This is a genomic window from Paracoccus sanguinis, from assembly GCF_900106665.1.
Classification (GTDB): domain Bacteria; phylum Pseudomonadota; class Alphaproteobacteria; order Rhodobacterales; family Rhodobacteraceae; genus Paracoccus; species Paracoccus panacisoli.
Window position 1 is genome coordinate 1,217,804 of sequence record NZ_FNNA01000001.1, and the last position, 22,866, is coordinate 1,240,669.

The 22,866-nt window shown below is 72.4% G+C and carries 18 protein-coding genes; 7 read left to right on the forward strand and 11 right to left on the reverse strand.

Annotated elements, in window-relative coordinates; all coding sequences use genetic code 11:
* Positions 1 to 717 (reverse strand): 16S rRNA (uracil(1498)-N(3))-methyltransferase, encoded by a 717-nt coding sequence (locus BLW17_RS05960; protein ID WP_036736100.1) that lies wholly within the window; start codon positions 715 to 717, stop codon positions 1 to 3.
* A gap of 14 nt (positions 718 to 731) precedes the next feature.
* Between BLW17_RS05960 and ubiA the strand changes: the two genes are divergently transcribed.
* The 3 genes from ubiA (at position 732) to BLW17_RS05975 (ending at position 4,962) form a co-directional block, all read left to right on the forward strand.
* Positions 732 to 1,676, forward strand: coding sequence for a 4-hydroxybenzoate octaprenyltransferase (gene ubiA / locus BLW17_RS05965; protein ID WP_036736103.1), 945 nt, complete (start codon positions 732 to 734; stop codon positions 1,674 to 1,676).
* A gap of 61 nt (positions 1,677 to 1,737) precedes the next feature.
* Positions 1,738 to 4,608: an OmpA family protein gene (locus tag BLW17_RS18770; RefSeq protein ID WP_074826204.1), complete on the forward strand. Its 2,871-nt coding sequence runs from the start codon at positions 1,738 to 1,740 to the stop codon at positions 4,606 to 4,608.
* A 96-nt stretch (positions 4,609 to 4,704) separates the two neighbouring features.
* The gene (locus tag BLW17_RS05975) at positions 4,705 to 4,962 is read left to right on the forward strand and encodes a hypothetical protein (protein WP_036736205.1); all 258 of its coding nucleotides are present in this window, start codon (positions 4,705 to 4,707) and stop codon (positions 4,960 to 4,962) included.
* On the opposite strand, the gene BLW17_RS05980 is transcribed toward BLW17_RS05975, so the two are convergent.
* Positions 4,959 to 5,873, reverse strand: coding sequence for a 50S ribosomal protein L11 methyltransferase (locus BLW17_RS05980; RefSeq protein ID WP_052176615.1), 915 nt, complete (start codon positions 5,871 to 5,873; stop codon positions 4,959 to 4,961). The genes BLW17_RS05975 and BLW17_RS05980 overlap by 4 nt on opposite strands.
* Entirely contained in the window at positions 5,873 to 6,547 is a 675-nt protein-coding gene (gene msrA / locus BLW17_RS05985) for a peptide-methionine (S)-S-oxide reductase MsrA (RefSeq protein ID WP_081962809.1), read from the reverse strand. The genes BLW17_RS05980 and msrA overlap by 1 nt, the downstream gene beginning before the upstream one ends.
* 184 nt (positions 6,548 to 6,731) lie before the next feature.
* Here msrA and BLW17_RS05990 point away from each other — a divergent pair, with 184 nt between their 5' ends.
* Positions 6,732 to 7,706, forward strand: coding sequence for a P1 family peptidase (locus tag BLW17_RS05990; protein ID WP_036736207.1), 975 nt, complete (start codon positions 6,732 to 6,734; stop codon positions 7,704 to 7,706).
* Positions 7,707 to 7,803: 97 nt separating this feature from the next.
* On the opposite strand, the gene BLW17_RS05995 is transcribed toward BLW17_RS05990, so the two are convergent.
* On the reverse strand, positions 7,804 to 8,475 hold the full coding sequence (locus tag BLW17_RS05995) for a DUF1236 domain-containing protein (protein WP_036705561.1): 672 nt from the start codon (positions 8,473 to 8,475) through the stop codon (positions 7,804 to 7,806).
* Between the two features lie 235 nt (positions 8,476 to 8,710).
* Here BLW17_RS05995 and BLW17_RS06000 point away from each other — a divergent pair, with 235 nt between their 5' ends.
* Entirely contained in the window at positions 8,711 to 10,183 is a 1,473-nt protein-coding gene (locus BLW17_RS06000) for an NAD-dependent succinate-semialdehyde dehydrogenase (protein WP_036736210.1), read from the forward strand.
* Positions 10,184 to 10,242: 59 nt separating this feature from the next.
* Here the strand turns inward: BLW17_RS06000 and BLW17_RS06005 are convergent, their stop codons facing one another.
* A complete protein-coding gene (locus tag BLW17_RS06005) occupies positions 10,243 to 12,405 on the reverse strand; it encodes a M10 family metallopeptidase C-terminal domain-containing protein (RefSeq protein ID WP_074826206.1) in 2,163 nt (720 codons plus the stop codon).
* A 123-nt stretch (positions 12,406 to 12,528) separates the two neighbouring features.
* Entirely contained in the window at positions 12,529 to 13,689 is a 1,161-nt protein-coding gene (locus BLW17_RS06010) for a thiolase family protein (RefSeq protein WP_036711996.1), read from the reverse strand.
* Positions 13,690 to 13,780: 91 nt separating this feature from the next.
* On the opposite strand from BLW17_RS06010, the gene BLW17_RS06015 reads away from it, so the two are divergent.
* Both BLW17_RS06015 and BLW17_RS17695 read left to right on the forward strand, forming a co-directional pair.
* Positions 13,781 to 14,176, forward strand: a complete 396-nt coding sequence (locus BLW17_RS06015) for an STAS domain-containing protein (protein WP_074826209.1) — start codon at positions 13,781 to 13,783, stop codon at positions 14,174 to 14,176.
* Positions 14,173 to 15,072, forward strand: coding sequence for an ATP-binding protein (locus BLW17_RS17695; protein WP_074826211.1), 900 nt, complete (start codon positions 14,173 to 14,175; stop codon positions 15,070 to 15,072). Before BLW17_RS06015 ends, BLW17_RS17695 begins: the two co-directional genes overlap by 4 nt.
* A gap of 694 nt (positions 15,073 to 15,766) precedes the next feature.
* On the opposite strand, the gene uvrC is transcribed toward BLW17_RS17695, so the two are convergent.
* The 5 genes from uvrC to petB form a co-directional block, all read right to left on the reverse strand.
* Positions 15,767 to 17,779 (reverse strand): excinuclease ABC subunit UvrC, encoded by a 2,013-nt coding sequence (gene uvrC, locus BLW17_RS06025; protein WP_081969266.1) that lies wholly within the window; start codon positions 17,777 to 17,779, stop codon positions 15,767 to 15,769.
* 301 nt (positions 17,780 to 18,080) lie between these two features.
* Positions 18,081 to 18,869, reverse strand: a complete 789-nt coding sequence (locus BLW17_RS06030; RefSeq protein WP_036736433.1) for an SDR family oxidoreductase — start codon at positions 18,867 to 18,869, stop codon at positions 18,081 to 18,083.
* A gap of 107 nt (positions 18,870 to 18,976) precedes the next feature.
* A complete protein-coding gene (locus tag BLW17_RS06035) occupies positions 18,977 to 19,792 on the reverse strand; it encodes a S49 family peptidase (RefSeq protein ID WP_036736431.1) in 816 nt (271 codons plus the stop codon).
* A 137-nt stretch (positions 19,793 to 19,929) separates the two neighbouring features.
* A complete protein-coding gene (locus tag BLW17_RS18495; protein WP_269429107.1) occupies positions 19,930 to 20,787 on the reverse strand; it encodes a cytochrome c1 in 858 nt (285 codons plus the stop codon).
* Between the two features lie 752 nt (positions 20,788 to 21,539).
* On the reverse strand, positions 21,540 to 22,865 hold the full coding sequence (gene petB / locus BLW17_RS06045) for a cytochrome b (protein WP_036712647.1): 1,326 nt from the start codon (positions 22,863 to 22,865) through the stop codon (positions 21,540 to 21,542).
* Position 22,866 lies beyond the last annotated feature (1 nt).

Sequence of the window (22,866 nt, forward strand, 5' to 3'; positions counted from 1 at the left end):
TCACCAGTCGCCGAGCGCCGCCTGCCACAGCGCCAGTGCCGCCACCGCCGCCGTGTCGGCGCGCAGGATTCGCGGCCCGAGGCTGACCCGCGTCACCCCCTCGAGCGCCCCGAGACGGGCCCGTTCCGCGGCGCTCCACCCGCCTTCGGGGCCGATGAGGATCGCCCACGGCCCGCGCGGCAGCGTGGCCAGCGTCGCCGCCGGTCCCGCCAGCGCCTCGTCCGCCCAGAGGATGCGCCGACCCGTGTCCCAGCGGTCGAGCAGCCCCGACAGCGGCGCGAGCGCCGCCACCTCGGGGACGAAGGTGCCGCCGCATTGCTCGGCCGCCTCGACCGCGTGGGCCTGCAGCCGGTCGCGGGCGATGCGCTCGGCGTTGGTGTGGTCGGTCTGGACCGGCAGGATGCGCGCCGCGCCCAGCTCGGTCGCCTTTTCGACGATGAAATCGGTGCGCGCCTTCTTGATCGGCGCGAACATCAGCCAGACGTCGGGCGGATCGCGCTGCGGCGCGGCCTGCGCGACCAGCGCCAGCGAGCCGCCGCGCTTGCCCACCGCCTCGATCTCGGCCGTCCAGGCGCCGTCGCGGCCGTTGAAGACCTCGATCCGCGCCCCCGGCCCCAGCCGCATCACCGCGCCGAGGTAATGCGCCTGCGCCGGCCCCAGCGGCACGGGTTGTCCGGGGGCGAGCGGGTGCTCTATGTAAAGCCTGACCTGTCCCATATCGGCGCGACCCTATGCAGTCCCGGCCCCTAGCGCCATCGGTTTCCGACGCCCCCCGGGGCAACTGGGTGGACCGGCTGGCCCCGCCCGCGTGGCGCCCGCTTCTGCGGCTGAGCCGGGCCGACCGGCCGATCGGGACGTGGCTTCTGCTGTTGCCCTGCTACTGGGGGACCGGGCTCGCGATGCTGGTGGACCGGCCGCGCTGGGTGGACCTGTGGGTGGTGGTGGTCTGTACGCTGGGCGCCGTGCTGATGCGCGGGGCGGGCTGCACCTGGAACGACCTGACGGACCGCGAGTTCGACGCGATGGTGGCGCGCACCCGCTCGCGCCCGCTGCCCTCGGGGCAGGTCACGGTGCGGGGGGCGTGGATCTGGATGGCCGCGCAGGCCGGGCTGGCGGCGGTGCTGCTGTTCACGCTGAACGGCACCGCCATCGCGCTGGGGATCGCGTCGCTGGCGCTGGTCGCGGTCTATCCCTTCGCCAAGCGCTTCACCTGGTGGCCGCAGGTGTTCCTGGGCCTCGCCTTCAACTGGGGGGTGCTGGTGGCCTTTGCCGCGCATGGCGGCACGCTGCACCCGGCGGCCATGCTCGCCTATGCGGCGGGGATCTCGTGGACGCTGTTCTACGACACGATCTACGCCCATCAGGACACCGAGGATGACGCCCTGATCGGGGTCAAGTCCACCGCCCGGCTGTTCGGCGCCGACACGCCGCGCTGGCTGCTCGGGTTTGCCGCCGGCGCGGTGCTGCTGCTGGCGATGGCGGTGGCGGCGACGCGGCCCGGTACCGGGGCGGCGCTGGTGGCGATGCTCGGGGTGGCGGGCTTTGCCGCGCATCTGTGGTGGCAGCTGCGCGGGCTCGACACCGCGAGCCCCGCCGTCTGCCTGCGGCTCTTCCGCAGCAACCGTGACGCCGGGCTGATCGTTGCGCTGTTTCTCGCCGTTGCCGCGCTGGTGTGATTGGACCCTCGGCGCGGGGTGACTACATCTCCGCCAGCCGTTGCCATCCGAGAGCCCCCGCATGACCCCGCCCCGCGACCCGAGCCACCCCCGCCCCCGCCGCCTGCGCGCCGGTCTCAGCGCGCTGGCGCTGCTGGCCGCCGGGGGGGTCGGGGCGTGGGTCGCGGCCGGCTGGGGCATCGGGCAACTGGAACAGCGGACCGAGGCCGCCGTGGCCGGGGCGCTGGCCGAGGGCGGATTCGGCTGGGCGCGGGCCTCGGCCGACGGGCTGATGCTGCGGCTGACGGGCGAGGCGCCCGACGAGCTGACCCATTTCCGGGCGCTGAACGCCGCGGCGGCGGTGGTCGGGCCCGACCGCATCGCCGACGCGATCGTGGTCCCGCCCCCGCCCGAGGCCGTGCCGCCGTCCTTCCGGCTCGAGATCCTGCGCAATGACGAGGGCAGCTCTGTCATCGGCCTCGCCCCCGTGACGCTCGACCGGGCGGCGCTGGTGGCCCGGCTGGCGCGGCTGGGGGGCACGGCCGCCGGGCAACCCACCGACCTGATCGAGACCGCCGACTACCCCGCCCCCGCCGCGTGGGTTGCGGCCGTGGCCGTCGCCCTGCGCGCCGCCGAGCTGGCGCCGCGCGCCCGCATCTCGGCCGCGCCGGGGCGGGTCGAGGTCACCGCGCTGGCCGATGGCGCCGCCGACAAGGCGCGGCTCGAGCAGGCGCTGCGCGACATCACCCCGCCCGGGATCACGCTTGCCGCCAATGTCTCGGCCCCGCGCCCGGTCATCTCGCCCTTCGCCCTGCGCCTCAGCCGCGCGCCCGGCCAGCCGGCCCGGATCGAGACCTGCGCCGCCGACAGCGCCGCCGCGCGCGAGCGCATCCTCGCCGCCGCCGCAGCCGCCGGCGCCCCGGTCGGGGACGAGGTTTGCCCCGTCGGCCTCGGCGCGCCCACCCCGCAATGGGGCGATGCCGCGGTCGCGGCGATCACCGCGCTCGCGGCCCTGCCGGCGGGCAGCGTGGCGATCACCGACACCAGCGTGACGCTTGACGCGCCCGCCGAGGTGCCGCCCCCGGCCTTCGACGCCGCCGCCGCGACCCTGACCCGGGCGCTGCCGCGGGTCTTCACCCTCACCGCCACGCAGGCGCCGCCCGACACCCCCGCCCCTGCCGGGCCGGTCAGCTTCGTGGCGAGCGCGGTGGGCGACGGCATCCGCCTGCGCGGCGCGGTCAGCGACGAGCGGATGCGCGCCGCGGTCGAGAGCTTTGCCCGCGCCCGCTTCGGCACCGTGGACAGCGTGCTGAGCGTCGATCCGGCCGCGCCCTCGGGCTGGACGCCGCGGGTGCTCGCCACGCTCGAGGCGATGGCCGGGCTGCGCCGCGGCTCGGCCACGGTGACGCCCGAGGGGCTGCGCATCGCCGGGGCCTCGGGCGACAAGGCGGTGGGCGCGGCGCTGGCCGCGCAGCTCGGGCGCAGGCTCGGTGCGGGCGTGCCTTACGAGCTGGCGCTGACCTATGACCCGCGGCTCGACCCGGCGCTCGACCTGCCCACGGGCGAGACCTGCGTGGCGCGGCTGAACGACGTGATGGCGCAGTCCGAGATCGGGTTCGAGACCGCCCGCGCCGCCATCGCCGGCGACCCGGGCCCGACGCTCGCGAAGCTGGCCGAGGTGATGGGCGACTGCGGCGACTTCCGGATCGAGCTGGGGGCGCACACCGACTCGCAGGGCTCGGACGCCTTCAACATGGAGCTGTCGCAGGACCGGGCCGACACCGTCCGCACGGCGATGGCGGGGGCGGGGATCGACACGGCGCTGCTGGCGGCGCGCGGCTATGGCGAGACCCGCCCGGTCGCCGACAACGCCACCGACGCCGGGCGCGAGGCCAACCGCCGGATCGAGTTCCGGCTGCTCTCCCCCTTCCCCGTCGCCGGCGAGGCCGCCGCCGCGGAGGTGACGCGGGGGGTGACAGAGGCGCAGCCGCCTGAGGTGGCGGGTGGTGATGGGGAAGGGGCTGTCAGCGCGGCTTCGGGGGTGAGTGGCGCGCCTGCGGCGGGCGAGACGTCTGCGCCGGCGGGGGCGGTTGCCTCATCCGAGACGCAGGGGGTGGGGGCGGGAGACGCTGCTGCAGCACCTGCCGCCAATGGGATTGAGACGGGAGCAGCCGTGGGCAGCGCCGACCCGGCGTCGGATGCGGCCAGTCTGGGCTCCACCGCAACGGACGGGGCCGGGACCGGCGGACCCAATGCAGCGCCCGCCGACGCCGGCACGACCGATGCCGCGCAGCCGGATGGCGACGATAGCGCGGCGACCGTGGGTCAGGGGACTGAACCGAACGCGGCACCACCCGTCGCCAACGAGAGCGCTTCAGGAACAGACACCGCGGGCACCGACGCCATCGAGCCGGAGGGGAGAGACGCCTCGGAGACAGGTGCTTCGGAGACAGCCGCTCCGGGCACGGGCGAGCCCGGCCCTGACGCCAGCGCCACGCGCTCAACGGACGTCGACTCAGCCGACTCGGAGGCGAAAGCCTCAACGACCACCGCGGCAGGGACCGACGCGATTGCCTCCGACGCTGCACCCACAGCCCCCGATGCCACCGCCGTCGTCACCACCGACGCCGCACCCGCAGCCCCCGGATCGGCCCAGCCCGGCCAAGCGCGAGACGCAGCCCCCGCACTCCCGCTGACCGGCCGCTTGACCGGGCCGCCTCCGGCGCTCAGCGGCGGCGACCTGACGCTGCCGCCGCTGCCGGCGCTGACCTCGGATGCCGAGACGGCCGACGAGCTGCTCGCCGAAGAGGGGATCGCGCTGCGGCCCGACCGCATCACCGTGCAGGGATCGCGGATCTCCACGCCCGTGCCGCCGCCGCTGCCGCAGGGCGCCCCGACCGCCCCGCCGCCCCCCGACGGTAGCGCCCGGCCGACGCCTCGACCGGAGCGTTGAGCGGCGCCTGCCGCCGGAACGGCGCTGCGCCGTCGGTGAAGCTGACCAGCGCATGGCCTCTCGCCTGATGCCGCCGGGCAGATTATCCTGCGCGGCATGACCCACGACACGCTCATCCTCGTGGCGGCCGGCGCCCTGTTCGTGGCCTTCCTGCTCGGCGGCCTCGCCGGCTGGCTGGTGCTGCGCGCCGCGGCCCCCGCGCCCGAGGCCGCCGGGCCGACCCCCAGCGACACCGCCGAGGCCGCGCAGGCCCGCGCGCACGCCGCGGCGCTCGAGGCCGAGTTGCACGAGGCCCGGATCGAGATCGAGGAGCTGCGCGACTACATCGAGCGCCGCCGCGCCCGCGAGGGTTAGGCGCGCTGCACGACCAGCGTAGTCCAGTCGCCCAGATCGTCGCGCGCCGAGAGCGGCATCCCGGCCTCGGCATAGGCGGCGGCGACCTCGTCGGCCTGGGTGGTCAGGATGCCCGACAGGATCGCACGCCCGCCCGGCGCCAGCTGGCGCGCCATGTCGGGGGCGAGGTCGATCAGCGGCTGCTTGAGGATGTTGGCGAACACCAGGTCATAGGGTCCCGCGTCGTGCAGCAGCGGGTGGCCGAACCCCTCGGCCATCACGCACTCGACCCGCCCGGCCAGGCCGTTGGCGAGGACGTTCGCCTCGGCCGTCTCGACCGCCACCGGGTCGATGTCGGAGGCGAGCACCACGCCCGGCAGCACCCGCGCCGCCGCCATTGCCAGCACCGCGGTGCCGCAGCCGATGTCGGCAATCCGGCCCGGCGTCTCGCCCGCCGTGAGCAGCCGGTCGAAGGCCAGCAAGCAGCCGCGCGTGGTGTTGTGGTGGCCGGTGCCAAAGGCCATCGCGGCCTCGATGCACAGCGCCTCCGCGCCCTCGGGCACCTTGTCGGCGTCGTGGCTGCCGTGGACGAAGAAGCGCCCGGCCTCGACCGGGGCGAGTTCGCGGCGGACATGGGCCACCCAGTCGGTCTCGGGCACTTCCGAGACGACGAAGGGCTGCGCGCCCGCGGCGGCAGCGAGCAGCGCCAGCGCGATCTCGTCGGGGGCCTCGGTGAACCAGGCGCCCACCTCCCAGCGGTCGCTGCCGTCCTCGATCTCGAAGACGCCGGTGCCGACGGGTTCGGGGTCGAGGTCCTCGCAGGCCTCGGCCAGCGCCTCGGCGGCGGCGCGGCCCTGGGTCTGGGTCAGCGCGGCCCAGGTCGCGGCGTCGTCGTCGCGCGCGTCGTCGGCGCTGGCCTCGGCCTCGGCCATCACGCCGCCCCGCCGGCGCCGGCAACGACCGAGCTGCCACCCGACGAGGATGGCGACGGCTCAGGGTTGCCGTCGCCCTCGCCCGTCACGGCCTCGTGGACGGCGGCGGCGCTTGACGCCTGCACCCCGGTGCCGCGCAGGCCGCAATAGCCATTCGGCACCTTGTGGAGGTACTGCTGGTGATCCTCCTCAGGCGCCCGATAGAACCGGGTGAGCGGGGCGATCTCGGTGGTGATGCCGCCGAACCCCTCGACGGCGAGGCGGTTGTCGTAGTCGGTGCGGCTCGTCTCGGCCGCGATGCGCTGGCTGTCGGTGGTGGTGAAGATCACCGAGCGGTACTGGTCGCCGACGTCGTTGCCCTGGCGGTTGCCCTGGGTGGGGTCGTGGTTTTCCCAGAAGATCTTGAGGATCTGCTCGATGCTGAGCCGGCTCGGGTCATAGACCACGCGCACGACCTCGGCATGGCCGGTGCCGCCGGCGCAGACCTGCTTGTAGGTCGGGTCGGGGGCGGTGCCGCCGGCAAAGCCGACCTCGGTCAGCCAGACGCCGTCCTGCTGCCAGAACAGGCGTTCGACGCCCCAGTAGCAGCCCATGCCGAGCACGATTTCCTCGTACCCCCGCGGCACGGGCGCCCCGAGCGGGCGGCCGAAGATGGCGTGGACGGGCTCGGTCATGGCGAAACTCCTTGGCGTGGGGGCGCGGTGCGAGGGATGTAGGCGCGGCGGGGGTGCAGCGCAACGCCCCGCACCCGCAGGGGGTTGCGCGGCGGGCGCGCTGCGGGCTGACTGGCGCGGGGCGGCGGGTGCCGGACCGGGGCGCTGCCCGGACCCCGGGATATTGGGACAGGACAGAACGACGATGCGGCCGGGACCACGCAATCTCATCACCGATGTCGCCGGGCTGAGGGTCGGCAACGCCGCCGACGCGGCCTTGAAGTCCGGGGTCACGGTTCTGACCGCGGACGCGCCCTTCGCCTGCGGGGTGCACGTCATGGGCGGCGCGCCCGGCACGCGCGAGACCGACCTGCTGGCCCCCGACCGGCTGGTCGAGCAGGTGGATGCGCTGGTGCTGGCGGGCGGGTCGGCCTTCGGGCTCGGGGCCTGCGACGGGGTGATGGCGGGGTTGCGCGCCGCAGGTCGCGGCTTTGCGGTGGGGCCGGTGCGGGTGCCGATCGTGCCGGGGGCGATCCTCTTCGATCTGCTGAACGGCGGCGACAAGGACTGGGACGAGAGCCCGTACCCTGCGCTCGGGCGGCGCGCGTACGAGGCCGCGGGGCCCGAGTTCGCGCTCGGCTCGCACGGGGCGGGGACCGGGGCGCTCACGGCGCAGTGGAAAGGCGGGCTCGGCTCGGCCTCGGCGGTGCTCTCGGACGGGACGACGGTGGGGGCGCTGGTGGCGGTCAATGCGCTGGGGTCGGTGACGGCGCCCTCGGGGCAGTTCTGGGCGGCGCCCTATGAGATCGAGACCGAGTTCGGCGGCCTCGGCCTCGGCGGGCCGTTCGCACCCGAGGACGAGCCGGGGCCCGAGAAGCGGCTGGGCGAGGCGACGACCATCGCCATCGTCGCCACGGATGCGGCGCTGACCAAGCCGGGGCTGACCCGGATGGCGGTCGCGGCGCATGACGGGCTGGCCCGCGCGATCGTGCCGTCGCACACGCCCTATGACGGCGACCTGGTGTTCGCCGTCTCGACCGGCGCTCGCCCGGCGCCCGACCCGTTCCGGCTGGGCTATGCCGCGGCCGCCGTGCTCGCCCGGGCCGTGGCGCGGGCGGTCCATGCGGCGGCCCCGGCGCCGGGTGACCTGCAGCCCTGCTGGTCGGCGCGCCGGCCATGAAGAAGGGGCGAGGCCCTGCGGCCCCGCCCCCGATGTCGCGGCTGGCGGTGAGGGAATCCGCCGGGCCGCGACCCTTACCCGTCAACAGAAGTCATTGTTACCGATAGACGTAGACGATCCGGCGGTCGGCCGGGTTCACGAGCACCGGCTGGCCGTTCACGATCACGTACTTGAAATCCTTCTGGTCGGGGATCTCGTACAGCGTCACGCTGTCCGGGATGCCGGCGCCGACGACCACTTCGCCGTCCAACACGACGGCGTCATGGGGGTTGGCGTCGATGTAGGTGCGGACCTCGGGGGCAGGCGTGAGGCTGGCCGCCGCGCCGGCCGAGCCGCCGATGGCCGCGCCGACCAGCGCGCCGACCGGGCCGCCGACAACCGCGCCGACCGCAGCGCCGGTGGTGCCGCCCACGGCGGTGTCCATCGCCTGCTTCTGCTCATCGACCTTGGGCGCCTCGATCACGGTCACGCCCACCGCCTGGCGGTTGGGGTAGAGCGCCTCGACCTTGTCGCCGACCTTGGTGGTCAGGTAGTCGCCGTAGGCCCAGCCTTTCTGGTCCTTGTAGGTGACCTCGCACCAGTTGGCGCTCTCGATGCAGCCGGCGACCGAAACCTCGTCGCCGTTGGCGATGACGGTCACGACCGACGCGGTCGATTGCGGGGCCGACCGCAGGTTCAGATCGGTGGCCGCGGTGGCCATGGTTTCGGCCGAGGCGGCGCCGGCAAAGGCGAGCGCGGCGACGGTGGTCGTGGCAAGCAGCTTCTTCATGTCGGTCAGTCCTCTGGTTTTGGTCGGGCCCGGTTCGGGTCCGTCGCGGCATGAACGGCGGGATCGCCCCGCGTGTTTCAACACGGCGGATCACAACTAGTTTTGTCAGGCGAGCGCCCGCGCCGTGCTGCCGCCGCTTTGACAAGCGCCGGGTGGCGTGGTGAGCATTGGCCGAAACCGGCGCCCGCAGCCCGTGCGACGCCGCAGCCCCCCGCAGCCGAGAAGGAGCCCCGCCATGACCGCCCGCCCCACCGACCTCAAGATGCTGCTGCGCGACCCGTCGCTGATGGAAACCCGCGCCTTCGTGGCCGGGGAATGGGTGGATGCGGACGACGGCAAGACCTTCCCTGTGCGCAACCCCGCCCGCGGCGACGTCATCGCCGAGGTGGCCGACCTGTCGCGCGCCGAGGTCAAGCGCGCCATCGAGGCCGCCCACGCCGCGATGACGGGCTGGCAGGCCAAGACCGCCAAGGAGCGCGCGCAGGTCATGCGCAAGTGGTTCGACCTGATGATGGAAAACCAGGAGGATCTGGGCAAGATCCTGACCGCCGAGCAGGGCAAGCCGCTGGCCGAGGCCAAGGGCGAGATCGCCTATGGCGCGTCCTTCATCGAGTGGTTCGGCGAAGAGGCCAAGCGCGTCTATGGCGAGACGATCCCCGGCCACCAGCCCGACAAGCGCCTGACCGTGCTGCGCCAGCCGATCGGCGTGGTGGGCTCGATCACGCCCTGGAACTTCCCCAACGCGATGATCACCCGCAAATGCGGCCCGGCGCTGGCGGTCGGCTGCGGCTTCGTCGCCCGCCCGGCGGCCGAGACGCCGCTCTCGGCGCTGGCGCTGGCCGTGCTGGGTGAGCGGGCGGGGCTGCCCAAGGGCATCCTGTCGGTCGTGACCTCCAGCCGGTCCTCAGACATCGGCAAGGAGTTCTGCGAGAACCCGCTGGTCCGCAAGCTGACCTTCACCGGCTCGACCGAGGTCGGCCGCATCCTGCTGCGGCAGGCCGCCGACCAGGTGCTGAAATGCTCGATGGAGCTGGGCGGCAACGCCCCCTTCATCGTCTTCGACGACGCCGATCTGGATGCCGCGGTCGAGGGCGCGATGGCGTCCAAGTTCCGCAACAACGGCCAGACCTGCGTCTGCGCCAACCGCATCTATGTGCAGGCCGGCGTCTATGACGCCTTCGCCGACAAGCTCGCCGCCGCGGTCGAGAAGCTGCGCGTGGGCGACGGGCTCGAGGAGGGCGTGACGACCGGTCCGCTGATCAACGAGGGCGCTATCGAGAAGGTCGAGGAGCATATCGCCGACGTGCTCGACCACGGCGGCGCGGTGGTGACGGGCGGAAAGCGCAAGGACGGGCTGTTCTTCGAGCCGACGGTGATGACCGGCGTGCGCGACGACGCCAAGGTGGCGACCGAAGAGACCTTCGGCCCCCTCGCCCCGCTCTTTCGCTTCGAGACCGAAGAGGAGGCGATCGACAAGGCCAACGCCACGATCTTCGGCCTCGCGTCTTATTTCTACGCCCGCGACATCGGGCGCATCACCCGCGTGCAGGAGGGGCTCGACTACGGCATCGTCGGCGTGAACACCGGGATCATCTCGACCGAGGTGGCGCCGTTCGGCGGGGTCAAGCAGTCGGGCCTGGGCCGCGAGGGCTCGCGGCACGGGATCGACGATTATCTCGAGCTGAAATACGTCTGCCTGTCGGTCTAAGATGCCAAAGGCCCGGGGGATGCCCCGGGCCTTTGCTTTTCAGGGGGCGGGCCGCCCCCTCAAGCCAGGATCAGGTCGTCGCGCAGGTCGGCGACCGAGATCCCCTCGATGCGGATCGCGGCACCCGCGATGGTCAGGTCCACGCCGCCGGCGCTGTCGCGGGCGGTGGTGAGGATGCCTTCGGCGCTCAGCCGCGCATGGACGCCGGCGTTGATGGTCAGCACGTCGACGTCGTTCTGGAAGTCCTCGATCCGCCCCGCCTGCCCGGCCGAGAACACGAACACATCCTCGCCGCCGCCGCCGGTCATCACGTCCGCCCCGCCGCCGCCGATCAGGACGTTGGCGGCATCGTTGCCGACCAGCTCGTTGGCCAGCCCGTTGCCGGTCACCTTGACCGCATTGCCGCCGGTGACGACCACCCGCTCGAGGTTCGCGCCCAGCACCAGGTCCGTCGCGGTCAGGACGGTGTCGATGCCAGCGTTGGCGGCCTCGACGATCGTGTCGAGGCTGTCGCGCTGGTAGGTGTCGTTGCCTAGGCCCCCGACGAGCCGGTCGGCGCCGGCGTTCCCGGCCAGCGTGTCGTCGCCGGCCATGCCGAAGATCGTGTCGTTCCCGGCCCCGCCCGACAGGTAGTTGACCTGGCTGTTGCCCACGACCGTGTTGGCGACGGCATTGCCGGTCCCGAACTTGGCGAAGGACTGGATCAGCAGCAGCGCCTCGAAGTTGGTGCCGAGCGTATAGTCGAAGGTGGCGCGCACGCGGTCGATCCCCTGCCCGGCCAGCTCGACCAGCGTGTCCAACCGGTCGATGATGTAGAGGTCGTCCCCGACCCCGCCCGCCAGCCGGTCCGCACCCGCCCCGCCCTCGAGCGTGTCGTTCCCGCTCCACCCGCTGAGCGTGTCGTTGCCGGCCATCCCGGCAAGCCAGTTGCCCGCCGTGTTGCCGTTGACCCGGTCGTTGCCGTGACCGGCCAGCACGTTCTCGATCACCGTGCCCTCGGCGATCGAGAGGTTGCCGGTCTTGCCATAGACGCTCGACACCGATCCGCCGGCGAGGTTGATCACCTGCGCGGCGCGGTCGCTGCCCACCCGCAGCCAGTCGGTCCCGCCCTGGTCGAAGATCGTGCAGGTCACCATCTGCCCCGTGGTGAGCATCCGGTTGGCCAGCCCGAAGGCGCCGCCAACATTGCAGCCCTCGCCCCAGGTCGAGTTGGTGCCGTTGATGTTCTGCGGCAGCCCGTAAAGCTGCTGCATCGCCAGGATGTCGGCGATCATCGGGGTGACGACGAAGCCGTAGCTCGCGTTGACCGTGGTGTTGTCGGTCTGGCTGAAATACGACATCACCGTCGCCTGCCAGCTGTCGTTGACATAGGCGTTGTCGCGCCCGTAGGTCGCCGAGCCGTTGTAGGGGCCGCCGTGGCCGAGCCCCAGCGCGTGGCCGATCTCGTGGATGTAGGTCTGGTAGTAGTAGCTGGCGAAGCCCTCGCCCGGCTGGTCGCGCCAGTAGAGCGGGATGTTGACGGTCGACCGCGTGACCGTGCCCCCCGACATGGCGTCGGCCGTGCAATAGGCGCCCGCCTGATCGTCGTTGGTAAAGCGGATATGCGCACCCGACCCGGCGGTCGAGTTGGTGTTGAAGCGGATCCCCGTGACCTCTGACCAGGCGTTCAGCGCCATCACCGCGACCGAGCGCTCCGCCGCGCTGAGGTCGGTCAGGTCGCAGTTCAGCACCCCGCCCTGCGCCACGTCATAGGCGCGCGGTCTCTCGCCCATGTCGCGCCAGAAGCCGTCGCTGAGATAGGTAGCGATCTCGTCGTTGGTCCAGGGCCGGGGCTGGTCGTAGCTGACCGTATAGCTTCCGGTCTGGGACGAATAGGCGCGCGCGGCGATGTAATAGGTGCCGCCCTGCGTGGCGGTATAGCTGAACTGCGAATGGTTGATGCGGCCCGAATCGTCGTTGAAGGCGACGACGGTGCCGCTGGCGTTGCGCAGTTCGAGGTAGCTGTCGCTCAAGGACACCCCATCCATGGTGAAGTTGTAGGTCTGACCGGCCGTCAGGCTGACCCGAATCCAGTCGGTGTCGTAGCTGGACCCGATGCTGCCGCTGAAGCTGTTGCCCGGCGTCAGCACATAGGGGGTCGTGGCCCCCGAGGGGGCGTCCCGGCCCTCGACGACGGGGGCGGCAAGCGGCAGGGCGCTGTCGAAACGGGCATGAGCGGTCATGGCAAAACCCTGAGGCTGCGGGTGGAGGTTAACGATCCCTTAATGCAGCCGGGCCCGCCCGGGCAATCGCCGATTGTAATGCGCTGCGGACGGGCGCGCGGTGTTGCGCCCGTCAGCCGCCGCTCACACCGTCTCGACCGCGATCGCCGTGCCCTCGCCGCCGCCGATGCAGATCGCGGCCACGCCCCGCTTGAGGCCGCGACGGCGCAGCTCGTGGATCAGCGTCACCACGATCCGCGCCCCCGAGGCGCCGATCGGGTGGCCCAGCGCGCAGGCGCCGCCGTTCACGTTCACCCGCTCGGGCGACAGGCCCATCTTCTGCATGAAGGCCATGGGGACGACCGCAAAGGCCTCGTTCACCTCCCACAGATCGACGTCGTCCTTGTCCCAGCCGATCCGCGCCAGCAGCTTCTCGGCCGCAGGCACGGGCGCTGTCGGAAACTCGGCCGGGGCCTGCGCGTGGCCGGCGTAACCCACGATCCGGGCGATGGCGCCCTCGGCCGCGTCCGACAGCACCAGCGCCGCCGCCCCGTCCGAGATCGACGACGAGTTCGCCGCCGTCACCGTCCCGTCCTTGCGGAAGGCGGGCTTGAGCGTCGGGATCTTGTCGGGCCGGGCGTTGCCGGGCTGCTCGTCGGTGCCGACCTCGGTGTCGCCGCCGCGGCCCTTGACCGTCACCGCCACCACCTCGTCGGCGAAGCGCCCGGTCTCGATCGCCTCACGCGCGCGGGTGAGCGAGCGCAGCGCGTATTCGTCCTGCGCCGCCCGGGTGAACTGGAACGCGCTGGCGCAATCCTCGGCGAAGGTGCCCATCAGCCGGCCCTTGTCGTAGGCGTCCTCGAGCCCGTCGAGGAACATCGAGTCCTTGACCTCGGCATGGCCGAGCCGCGCCCCCCCGCGCATCTTCGGCAGCAGGTAGGGGGCGTTGGTCATGCTCTCCATCCCGCCCGCGACGATGGTGCGGGCCGACCCGGCGCGGATCGAATCCGAGGCCGACATCAGCGCCTGCATCCCCGAGCCGCACATCTTGTTCAGCGTGACCGCCGGCACCGACTCGGGCAGCCCGGCCCCCAGCGCCGCCTGCCGCGCGGGCGCCTGGCCCTGGCCCGCGGGCAGCACGCAGCCCATCAGCACCTCGTCGACCGCCTCGGTCCCGGCGCCGGCCCGGTCGAGCGCCGCGGCGATGGCCGCCGCCCCCAGCTCGGGCGCGCTGAGCGGCGAAAGCGCCCCCTGCATCCCCCCCATCGGCGTGCGGACGGCAGAGCGGACATAGACTTCGGTCATCGGAACTCTCCGGTTTTTCTGAACGGCGCTTACGGTTTGGCAAGGTTTGGCAGGTAAGGATCAAGGCACGGATTCGGCACGGGGGGCAAGTATGGGTTTCACGATCGAGGATTTGGCCGACGGCGTGCTGGTCCGGGTGCTCGACGCCCGGCTCGACGCCGCGCAGGCGATCCGGTTCAAGGATCGGCTGCGCGAGGTCGTGGCGCGCGACGGGCCGCGGATCGTGCTGGACCTGAGCCGTGTCGAGTTCATGGACAGCTCGGGGCTCGGCGCGATCCTGGCGATCCGGCGCGGCCTGCCCGAGACCCACCGGCTCGAGGTGGCGGCGCTGGGGCCGAACGTGGACCGTGTGTTCCAGCTCACGCGGATGGACACGGTGTTCACCATCCACAAGGCGGCCCCGCCCGCGACCCCGCGCCCGGCCCCGTCGCGGCCCGCGCCGGCCGAGGCAGGCGCCGCCGCGGCAGCGCAAGGGGGTGCGGCATGAGCCGGCAGCGGACGCCCCAGGGCGCCCCGGGCGCCGGCAACCCCGGCGCGCCGATGTTCCACCGGGTGATGGAGGCGACGCTCGCCAATGTCCGCGAGGCGCTGATCGACCTGCGCCGGCGGTTCGACGGCCGCACCGACCCCGACGCGCTGTCGCGGCTGGAATTGGTGCTGGCCGAGGTGCTGAACAACATCACCCTGCATGGCCCCGAGGGGTCGGGCGGCCACGGTCCAAAGGAGGCGTCGAGCGCCGAGGGTTCCGGCGTGACGGAGCTGCCGTGGGGCGCCAAGCTGCGCCGGGCGGCCCACGGCGCCGCGCCGGCTGGCGAGGGGCGGGGCGAGGCTGGTTCGGTCCACGTGATGGGCGAGACGGGCAGGGATGGGGCGGAGGTCGTCAGAGCCGGTCGTCTTGAAACGCCGGAGACGCCCTCGGGCATGGCGCAAGCGACGGTGACGGAGCCGGGTGTTCCGGGGCCGGACGCAAGCGGTCAGGACGACAGCACACGCGTCCTGAGCGCATCGGGCACCACCGACGCAGGAGTGTCCGAGCGCGAGGCCAGCGACGCGACCGCCACCCAACCGGTGCTTGTCCACCTGACGGTGACCCAGCACACCGGCGGGCTCGCCTGCGCGGTGATCGACGACGGCCCGCCGCTGCCCGACTCGTGCCTCGTCTTCCCCGAGGCGCGCCCGGCGCCCGAGTTGTCGGCGCTCAGGGCGGGCGGCTTCGGCTGGTTCATCATCCGCGACCTGACGCGCTCGCTGTTCTATTTCCGCGAGGAATCCCGCAACGTGCTCTGCTTCAACATCCCCCGCCGCGGCGCCCGGCGCGCGCGCGACCGAGAGCCCCCGCGCGCTACCCGCCCCCCCGGCCCCCCCGCCGCCGGCGCCGCCTGACGGGCGGGCCGGTACGCGGGCGGGAGATGGTCGCCGTATCGCGTGGGGATGGCCAAACGGTGTGAGCCGCCTTGTGGCGCGGGGATGCCTACGCGGGGCGAGTTCGCGGCCGAGGCCACGTGGCGCGGGTCGCCTCATTGCGCGGTGGCCACGTGGAGCGGGCCGCCTTCTCGCGCAGGGATAACCATGCGGTACAGATTGCCTCGTTGTCGGCGGTCAGAAACGCGGTGCGCGGGCTTGTTCACTCGGCGCGGGCCTTCTGCCTCACGCACGACTCCTCTTGTCGAACGGCGGAACCGCCTGATTACTCTGTTTCCGCGTAACGGGGGGACGACTTACCCGAAGCTCTGGGCGCCGCTCAGGCACACACTGTGGCGGAGCGCGGCGCAGGACCATGCCCGGCACACCAAACCGGTCAGGCCCCATGACCTAGCGCTGACCGACCACACCCGTCACCCCGGCGTCTCTTGGCGAGTGGGCCGACGTCCGTAGGTTTGCCGTCAACTGGCGCGACCCAGCTCAGCCGCCCGCCGGCGCCTAGGGTTGGGTCACTTGGCGGCCCGGCCAGCGCCGGTAGCTTCGCCTTCAGTCGCAGCGCCCCACCTCAGCCGACCGCCGAGCCGCCGGGTGCGCCCACAACAGGGCGCAAGCCCCGCACCACCCGCGCCCCCGCACCGCCGCGGACGCGCCGTCCTCACCCACCCTCTGGATGAAAGTGATCATGGATGCTCTTCGCCATCGTGGCCGAGATCCCCGGCGCCGCCGTCAGGTCGGCGAGCCCGGCCCGCGCCACCGCCTTGGCGCTGCCGAAATGGGCCAGCAGCGCCCGCTTGCGGGCCGCGCCCACGCCGGCGATCTCGTCTAGCGGATTGGCCAGCGCCTGCTTGGTCCGGCGGGCCCGGTGGGTGCCGATCGCCCAGCGGTGGGCCTCGTCGCGCAGGCGCTGGACGAAATACAGCACCGGATCGTTCATCGCCAGGGCAAAGGGGCGGCGGCCGGGGCGGTGGAACTCCTCCTTGCCGTGGTCGCGGTCCTGGCCCTTGGCGACGCCTACCAGCGGGATGTCCTCGACCCCCATCTCGGCCAGGATCCCCGCCACCGCCGAGACCTGCCCCGCGCCCCCGTCGATCAGCAGCAGGTCCGGCCACGCCTCGGTCTGCCGGTCCGGATCGTCCTTGAGCAGCCGCGCAAAGCGCCGGGTCAGCATCTCGCGCATCATCCCGAAGTCGTCGCCGGGGGTGATCTCGGTGCCCTTGATGTTGAACTTGCGGTACTGATTCTTCACCCAGCCGTCCGGCCCGCTGACCACCATCCCGCCGACCGCCGCCGTGCCCTGGATGTGGCTGTTGTCGTAGATCTCGATCCGCCGCGGCGGGGCGGGCAGCTCGAACGCCTCGGCCAGCCCCTCGAGCAGCCGCCGCTGGGTCGCGCTCTCGGCCAGCCGGCGGGCGAGGCTTTCGCGGGCGTTGCGCAGCGCGTTCTCGACCAACTCGGCCTTTTCGCCGCGCTGCGGGACGCCCATCGCGACCCGCCGGCCTGCCCGCTCGGACAGCAGCCCGGCCAGCAGGTCCATGTCCTCGACCGGATGGCTCAACAGCACCAGCCGGGGCGGCACCTTGTCGTCGTAGAACTGGGCGACGAAGGCCTGCATGATCTCGGCCGGCGACTCGGACCCGCCGGTGCGGGGGTAGAAGTCGCGGTTCCCCCAGCTCTGGTTGCCGCGGATGAAGAAGACCTGCACGCAGGCCTGCCCGCCGTCCAGATACAGCGCGATCACGTCGGCCTCGGCCACCCGCTTGGGGTTGATCGCCTGCACCGACTGCACGGCGGTCAGCGCCTTGATCCGGTCGCGCAGCGCGGCCGCGCGCTCATACTCCATGTCAGCCGCCGCCTGCGCCATCTCGCCGGCCAGCCGCGCCTGCACGGCGGTCGAGCGGCCCTGCAGGAAGCGCTCGGCATCGGCGACGAGGCCCGCATACTCGACCTCGCCGATCCGCCCGACGCAGGGCGCGCTGCAGCGCTTGATCTGGTAGAGCAGGCAGGGCCGGGTCCGGGCCGAGAACGTCGCATCCGTGCAGGACCTGAGCAGGAACACCCGCTGCAACTGGTTCAGCGTCCGGTTCACCGCTCCGGCGCTGGCGAAGGGGCCGTAGTAGTCGCCCTTTTCCGACCGCGCGCCGCGGTGCTTCTTGATCTGCGGAAAGGGGTGGTCCTTGGCGACGAGGATGTTCGGGAACGACTTGTCGTCGCGCAACAGCACGTTGTAGCGCGGCTTGAGCTGCTTGATGAGGTTCTGCTCGAGCAGCAGCGCCTCGGTCTCGGTCCGCGTGGTCAGGAACATCATCGACGCGGTGTCGCGGATCATCCGGGCGATGCGTCCCGAGTGGCCGGACGGCCGGGCATAGTTCGACACCCGCGCCTTGAGGTTGCGCGCCTTGCCGACATAGAGCACCGCGCCCTGCGCATCGAGCATCCGGTAGACGCCGGGGCTCGAGTCGAGCCGGCGGCAGTAGTCCTGGATCAGCCGATGGCCGGTGAGCGCCGGCCGTGCCGGGGCCGGATCGGCGCCGGGGGCCGGGATCTCGGCCGGGCTGTCAGGGGCGGGGGACGGAGCGCCAACCTCACCCGCGCCGTCGCCCGGCAGGGGCGTCGGATCGGCCTCGGCGGGCCCGATTTCGGGGTGTTGGGCGGGCGGTTTGGCGGTCATGGCGGCGGCTCGAGTGATTCCCTGATCCCCCGGCAATCGGAGGGTAATTGCAACCCCGGAGTGTTCCACGGTTTCTGTGGATAACCCTGTGGAGCGGCTGCGGAGCGATGATGCCCCGGCCAGCGAATCCAAGGCGGCAAACGGTTTGATTAATATTTAGGCACGTTTGCAGGTCTTTGTTTTGGTTGATTATTTTATCAGCCTGCGACAAACCCCTGATTCCGCGACAAGATTCATGACGGCCCGGTGACGACCCCGTGAGGGGTGGACAAAACGTCGCGCTGCGACTCGGCGGCGGCCCTCAAGGCACCGGCTCGCCGAGGATATCGGGCGTCTGCCAGCCCAGATGCTGGCCGCCGTCGACGCAGATCAGCTGCCCCGTGACCGCCCGCGCATCGAGCAGATAGAGCAGCGCGGCGACGATGTCGCCCGCATCCGCCCCGCGCTCGAGGATGGTCGCGGCGCGCTGGCGGGCGAAGTGCGACGCGCTTTGCCGCGCACCCTGCATCGTCGGCCCCGGACCGATGGCGTTGACCCGGATGTGCGGCGCCAGCGCCTGCGCCGCGGTCCGGGTCAGCGCCCAGAGCCCGGCCTTGGCCAGCGAATAGGTCATGAACTCGGGCGTGGGCTTCAGCACCCGCTGGTCGACCATGTTGACCACTAGCCCGTGCGCCTCGGGTTCGCCGGTCACCGGCGGCGGCTCGGGCAGCTGGGCGGCGAAGGCCTGGGTCAGCACGAAGGGCGCCCGCAGGTTCGAGCCGATGTGACGGTCCCAGCTTTCGCGGGTGGCGGTTGCCAGCGTGTCGTATTCGAAGATCGAGGCATTGTTGACCAGCACCCCCAGCGGGCCAAGCTCAGCCGTCACCCGGGGCACCAGCGCGGCGGTCGCCGCCTCGTCCAGCAGGTCGGCCTGAAAGACCGCGGCCCGGACGCCGAGCGCGCGAGCCTCGGCGGCGGTGGCCTCGGCCTCGCCGGCCGAGCGGTCGTAGTGGATCGCCACGTCGTGCCCGCGCCCGGCCAGCGCGAGCACCATCGCCCGGCCAAGCCGCCGGGCGCCGCCGGTGACCAGCGCCGCGCCCTCAACGGCCACGGGGCAACCCCAGCAGACGCGCCATCAGCCGGCGGAAGCCCGGCCCGAAGGCCAGCGCCATCGCCGCCATGATCAGCAGGAACAGGATCACCGCCTTGAGCATCGCCTCATCCCCCCGGCGTCAGCCGCGCATAGGACGCGCGCGCGGCGGCGGCGTCGATGAAATCCTCGGCCGAGATGCCGAAGCGGCGCAGGAACGGCACCCGCTGGCTGTAGTTGCGGAACCGCACCCGGTCGCCGAAGAGCCCGCGCATGGTGGGTTCGAGATGCCCGATCCCGTCGGCCAGCCCCAGCGCGACGGCCTCGGACCCGACCCAGACCTCGCCGTTGAAGAGGTCGCGGTCGGCGGCCAGCCGGTCGCCGCGGCGGGCGCGGACCTGGGCCTTGAAGCTCTCGTGGATCGGCTCGAGCAGGCGGTTCAGCCGCGCCACGTCCTCGGGCGTCTCGGGGCGGAACGGGTCGAGCCACGATTTCGAGCGCCCGGCGGTGTGGACCCGGCGCTCGATCCCATGGCGCTGGATCAGGTCGGCGAAGCCGAACCCGGCCGAGATCACCCCGATCGAGCCCAACACCGACGAGTCGTCCGCCCAGATCGTGTCGGCCGCGGTGGCGAGCCAGTAGCCGCCCGAGGCCGCAACGTCCTCGACGAAGGCATGGACGGGGACGTTCGTCTCTTCGGCCAGACGCCGGATGCGGGCGGCGATCAGCGCCGACTGCACCGGTGAGCCGCCGGGAGAGTTGAGCGCGATGGATACCGCGACCGGCTTGCCGCGCCGGAACGCGCGCTCAAGCAGCAGCGCGAGGCCGGCATCCGACAGCCCGGCCGCGCCGTGGCGCGCGGGAATGCCGATCGCGCCCTGCAGGCGGATCACCGAAACCACGGGACGGGACGGCCAGAGCCGCGAGAGAAGGGGGACGCGCATGGCTCGCAGATAGGCGCGGGCAGGCCGCGCGGCAACCCGCCCGCGCGCAGATCGCGAGGCCGCCCCCAAACGCAAACACGCCCCGCGAGGGGGCGTGTCCGCACATCGTGTCGGCCGTCGGCGAAGGTGCCGCCCGCTCAGCGCCCGTCGCCGGGCACGTCGTCGCGGTGCTTGATCGGCCACCAGATCCGCTTGTTGGTCAGGTACAGCAGCGCCGACAGCACGATCAGGAACAGCACCGAGACCAGACCCGCCTGCTTGCGCGCCATCATCTTCGGTTCGGCCGTCCACATCAGGAACGCCGAGATGTCCTTGGCGGCGCTGTGCAGGTCGGCGGGCGAGCCGTCCTCGAACGTCACCTGGTCGTCGGCCAGCGGCGGGGGCATCGAGATCCAGCCGCCCGGGAAGGCGTGGTTCTCGTAGAAGGTGGTGCCCGCCTGCTCTTTCGTCTCGCCGGTGTAGCCGGTCAGGATCGAGTAGATGTACTCGGGCCCGCCGATGCCGCGGACGAACTGGCTGATGCCGGTGCCGTAGGGGCCGTGGAAGCCCGCGCGCGCCTTGGCCATCAGCGACAGGTCCGGCCCCATCCCGTCGCCCGAGACGGTCGGGAAGAAGTCGGTGGGCAGGCGCGGACGCTCTTCGCCGGTCTCAGGATCCATGACGCTCATCGCGGCGGCATAGGCGCGGACCTGATCCTCGGGCAGGCCGGGGCCGCCCGCGTCATGCAGGGTGCGCAGCGGCACCTGCTTCATGCCGTGACAGCCGGCGCAGACCTCGGTGTAGACCTGCAGGCCGCGCTGAAGCTGGAACTGGTCGTACTTCCCGAACGGCCCCTCGAAGCTGAAGGCGACGTCGTGGATGACCTGGTGGGGCGCATGGGCCGCGGCGGCGTCCTCGGCCGGGGCGGCGTGGCCGTCGGCGGGGGCGGCAGCCTCGGTCGCGGCGCCGGTGTCGGTCGCGGCGGGCTCGACCTGCGCGGTCTCGCCCGACTGGATCGCGGCCGGCGCCTCTTCGGCGGGAACCACGGCCGTTTCGGTCGCGGGGGCCGCCGGCGCGTCCGCGGCGGGGGCTGCGGCCGCGGGTTCGGCCGGGGTGGCCGTGGCCGGGGCGGCGTCGCCCGTGACCGGCGGGGTGACCGGAACCGGCGCATCGACCTGCGCGGCCGTGGCGTCCGAGGGCAGGCCCTCGCCCGGCGCGGCCGGGGGCTCACCCGCGGTGGGGGTGGCGGTGGGGGTCGCCGGCGACATCTCGGTCGCGGCGGTGCCGGTCTCGGTGGTCGCCGCAGCCTCGGCCGGGTCGGCGGCCTTGGCGGGCACCTCGGCCGTCGCGCTGGTGGCGGCGTCGGCGGTGGCGCCCGGGCTGGCCGGGGTCACGCCGCCGGCCGGGACCGGCTCGGCGGTTGTCGGCGCGACCGGGGTGACGGGCGCCGAGGCGCCGCGTTCGACCACCACGCCGGGCGGGGTCGCCGCAGGGGCGGCGTCGGCCACCGGAGCGGTGGTGGTGACGGCCGGCGGGGTCGCCGGCTCAACCGCAGCCGGCGCGGGCGCCGACGGTGTGGTGGTGACGGTCTGGGCGCCGTCGGTCACCGTGACCGTGGTGCCGGGGCCCGCGGGCGCCGGCGCCGCGGCGCCGGGCTCGGTCAGGGGGACCGTGATCGTGGTCGTCTGGGCGTGCGCCGCCATCCCGAAGGACAGGGCCGCGACCGCCGTGAGCGTAACGTTTCTCAGGGACATCTCGCGCCTTCTCCTTATTCGGCGGGGTGAGCGGCAGGCCCGTAATGGGCGTCGAAGTCTTCCTCGATCGAGGCCGGCATCGGCTCGGGCCGCTCGACCACGCCGAGGATCGGCAGGATCACAAGGAAGTAGGCGAACCAGTAGGCCGCCCCGGCCAGCGCGATGTAGGGATAGATCCCCTCGGCCGGCTGCGCCCCCACCCAGGTCAGGATGACGAAGTCGATCGCCAGCAGCCAGAACCACCACTTGAACTGCGGGCGGTAGCGGCCCGAGCGGACCCGGCTGGTGTCGAGCCACGGCACCAGCGCCAGCACGATGATCGCGCCGAACATCGCCAGCACACCGAAGAACTTGGCGTCGATGATCCCGAACGAGAGGAAGTTGACCGCCTGCACCACCCACACGTCGGCGGTGAAGGCGCGCAGGATCGCGTAGAACGGCAGGAAGTACCATTCCGGCACGATGTGCGCGGGCGTCGCCAGCGGGTTCGCCTCGACGTAGTTGTCGGGGTGGCCGAGGTAGTTCGGCATGAAGCCCACGACGGCGAAGAACACCACGAGGATCACGACCAGCGCCAGCAGGTCCTTGATCACGAAGTAGGGCCAGAACGGGACGGTGTCGCGGTCGGCCTCTTCACGCGAAGTGCGGCGCACCTCAACCCCGGTGGGGTTGTTGTTGCCGGTGGTGTGGAAGGCCCAGAAGTGGACGACGACCAGCGCCGCGATCACGAAGGGCAGCAGGTAGTGCAGCGAGAAGAAGCGGTTGAGCGTGGCGTTGTCCACCGCCGGCCCGCCGAGCAGCCATTCCTGGATCGACGGCCCGATGCCCGGGATGGCGCCGAAGAGGCCGGTGATCACCGTGGCGCCCCAGAACGACATCTGCCCCCAGGGCAGCACGTAGCCCATGAACGCCGTCGCCATCATGGCGAGGTAGATCAGCATCCCCACGATCCACGTCACCTCGCGCGGCGCCTTGTAGCTGCCGTAGTAGAGGTTGCGGAAGATGTGGATGTAGACGGCGAGGAAGAACAGCGAGGCGCCGTTCGCGTGCAGGTAGCGCAGCATGTGGCCGCCGTTCACGTCGCGCATGATGTGCTCGACCGAGCGGAAGGCGAGGCTGACGTGCGGGGTGTAGTGCATCGCCAGGACGATGCCGGTGACGATCTGCAGCACGAGGCAGAAGGTCAGCACGATCCCCCAGATCCACCACCAGTTGAGGTTCTTGGGGGTGGGGAGGGTGACGAAATCGACGACCAGGCCGACGACGGGCAGGCGGCGGTGCAGCCAGCGCTCGAACCCGGACTTGGGCTCGTAGTGATCGGAGGGAATACCGGCGGACATT

Coding starts and splice junctions, on each gene's coding strand:
- BLW17_RS18770 (WP_074826204.1), top strand. CDS start 1,738: ATGACCCCGCCCCGCGACCCGAGCCACCCCCGCCCCCGCCGCCTGCGC.
- BLW17_RS17695 (WP_074826211.1), top strand. CDS start 14,173: ATGAGCCGGCAGCGGACGCCCCAGGGCGCCCCGGGCGCCGGCAACCCC.
- BLW17_RS06000 (WP_036736210.1), top strand. CDS start 8,711: ATGACCGCCCGCCCCACCGACCTCAAGATGCTGCTGCGCGACCCGTCG.
- BLW17_RS06015 (WP_074826209.1), top strand. CDS start 13,781: ATGGGTTTCACGATCGAGGATTTGGCCGACGGCGTGCTGGTCCGGGTG.
- ubiA (WP_036736103.1), top strand. CDS start 732: ATGCAGTCCCGGCCCCTAGCGCCATCGGTTTCCGACGCCCCCCGGGGC.
- BLW17_RS05995 (WP_036705561.1), bottom strand. CDS start 8,475: ATGAAGAAGCTGCTTGCCACGACCACCGTCGCCGCGCTCGCCTTTGCC.
- BLW17_RS06010 (WP_036711996.1), bottom strand. CDS start 13,689: ATGACCGAAGTCTATGTCCGCTCTGCCGTCCGCACGCCGATGGGGGGG.
- BLW17_RS06005 (WP_074826206.1), bottom strand. CDS start 12,405: ATGACCGCTCATGCCCGTTTCGACAGCGCCCTGCCGCTTGCCGCCCCC.
- uvrC (WP_081969266.1), bottom strand. CDS start 17,779: ATGACCGCCAAACCGCCCGCCCAACACCCCGAAATCGGGCCCGCCGAG.
- BLW17_RS05960 (WP_036736100.1), bottom strand. CDS start 717: ATGGGACAGGTCAGGCTTTACATAGAGCACCCGCTCGCCCCCGGACAA.
- BLW17_RS05975 (WP_036736205.1), top strand. CDS start 4,705: ATGACCCACGACACGCTCATCCTCGTGGCGGCCGGCGCCCTGTTCGTG.
- BLW17_RS05990 (WP_036736207.1), top strand. CDS start 6,732: ATGCGGCCGGGACCACGCAATCTCATCACCGATGTCGCCGGGCTGAGG.
- BLW17_RS06035 (WP_036736431.1), bottom strand. CDS start 19,792: ATGCGCGTCCCCCTTCTCTCGCGGCTCTGGCCGTCCCGTCCCGTGGTT.
- msrA (WP_081962809.1), bottom strand. CDS start 6,547: ATGACCGAGCCCGTCCACGCCATCTTCGGCCGCCCGCTCGGGGCGCCC.
- BLW17_RS05980 (WP_052176615.1), bottom strand. CDS start 5,873: ATGGCCGAGGCCGAGGCCAGCGCCGACGACGCGCGCGACGACGACGCC.
- petB (WP_036712647.1), bottom strand. CDS start 22,865: ATGTCCGCCGGTATTCCCTCCGATCACTACGAGCCCAAGTCCGGGTTC.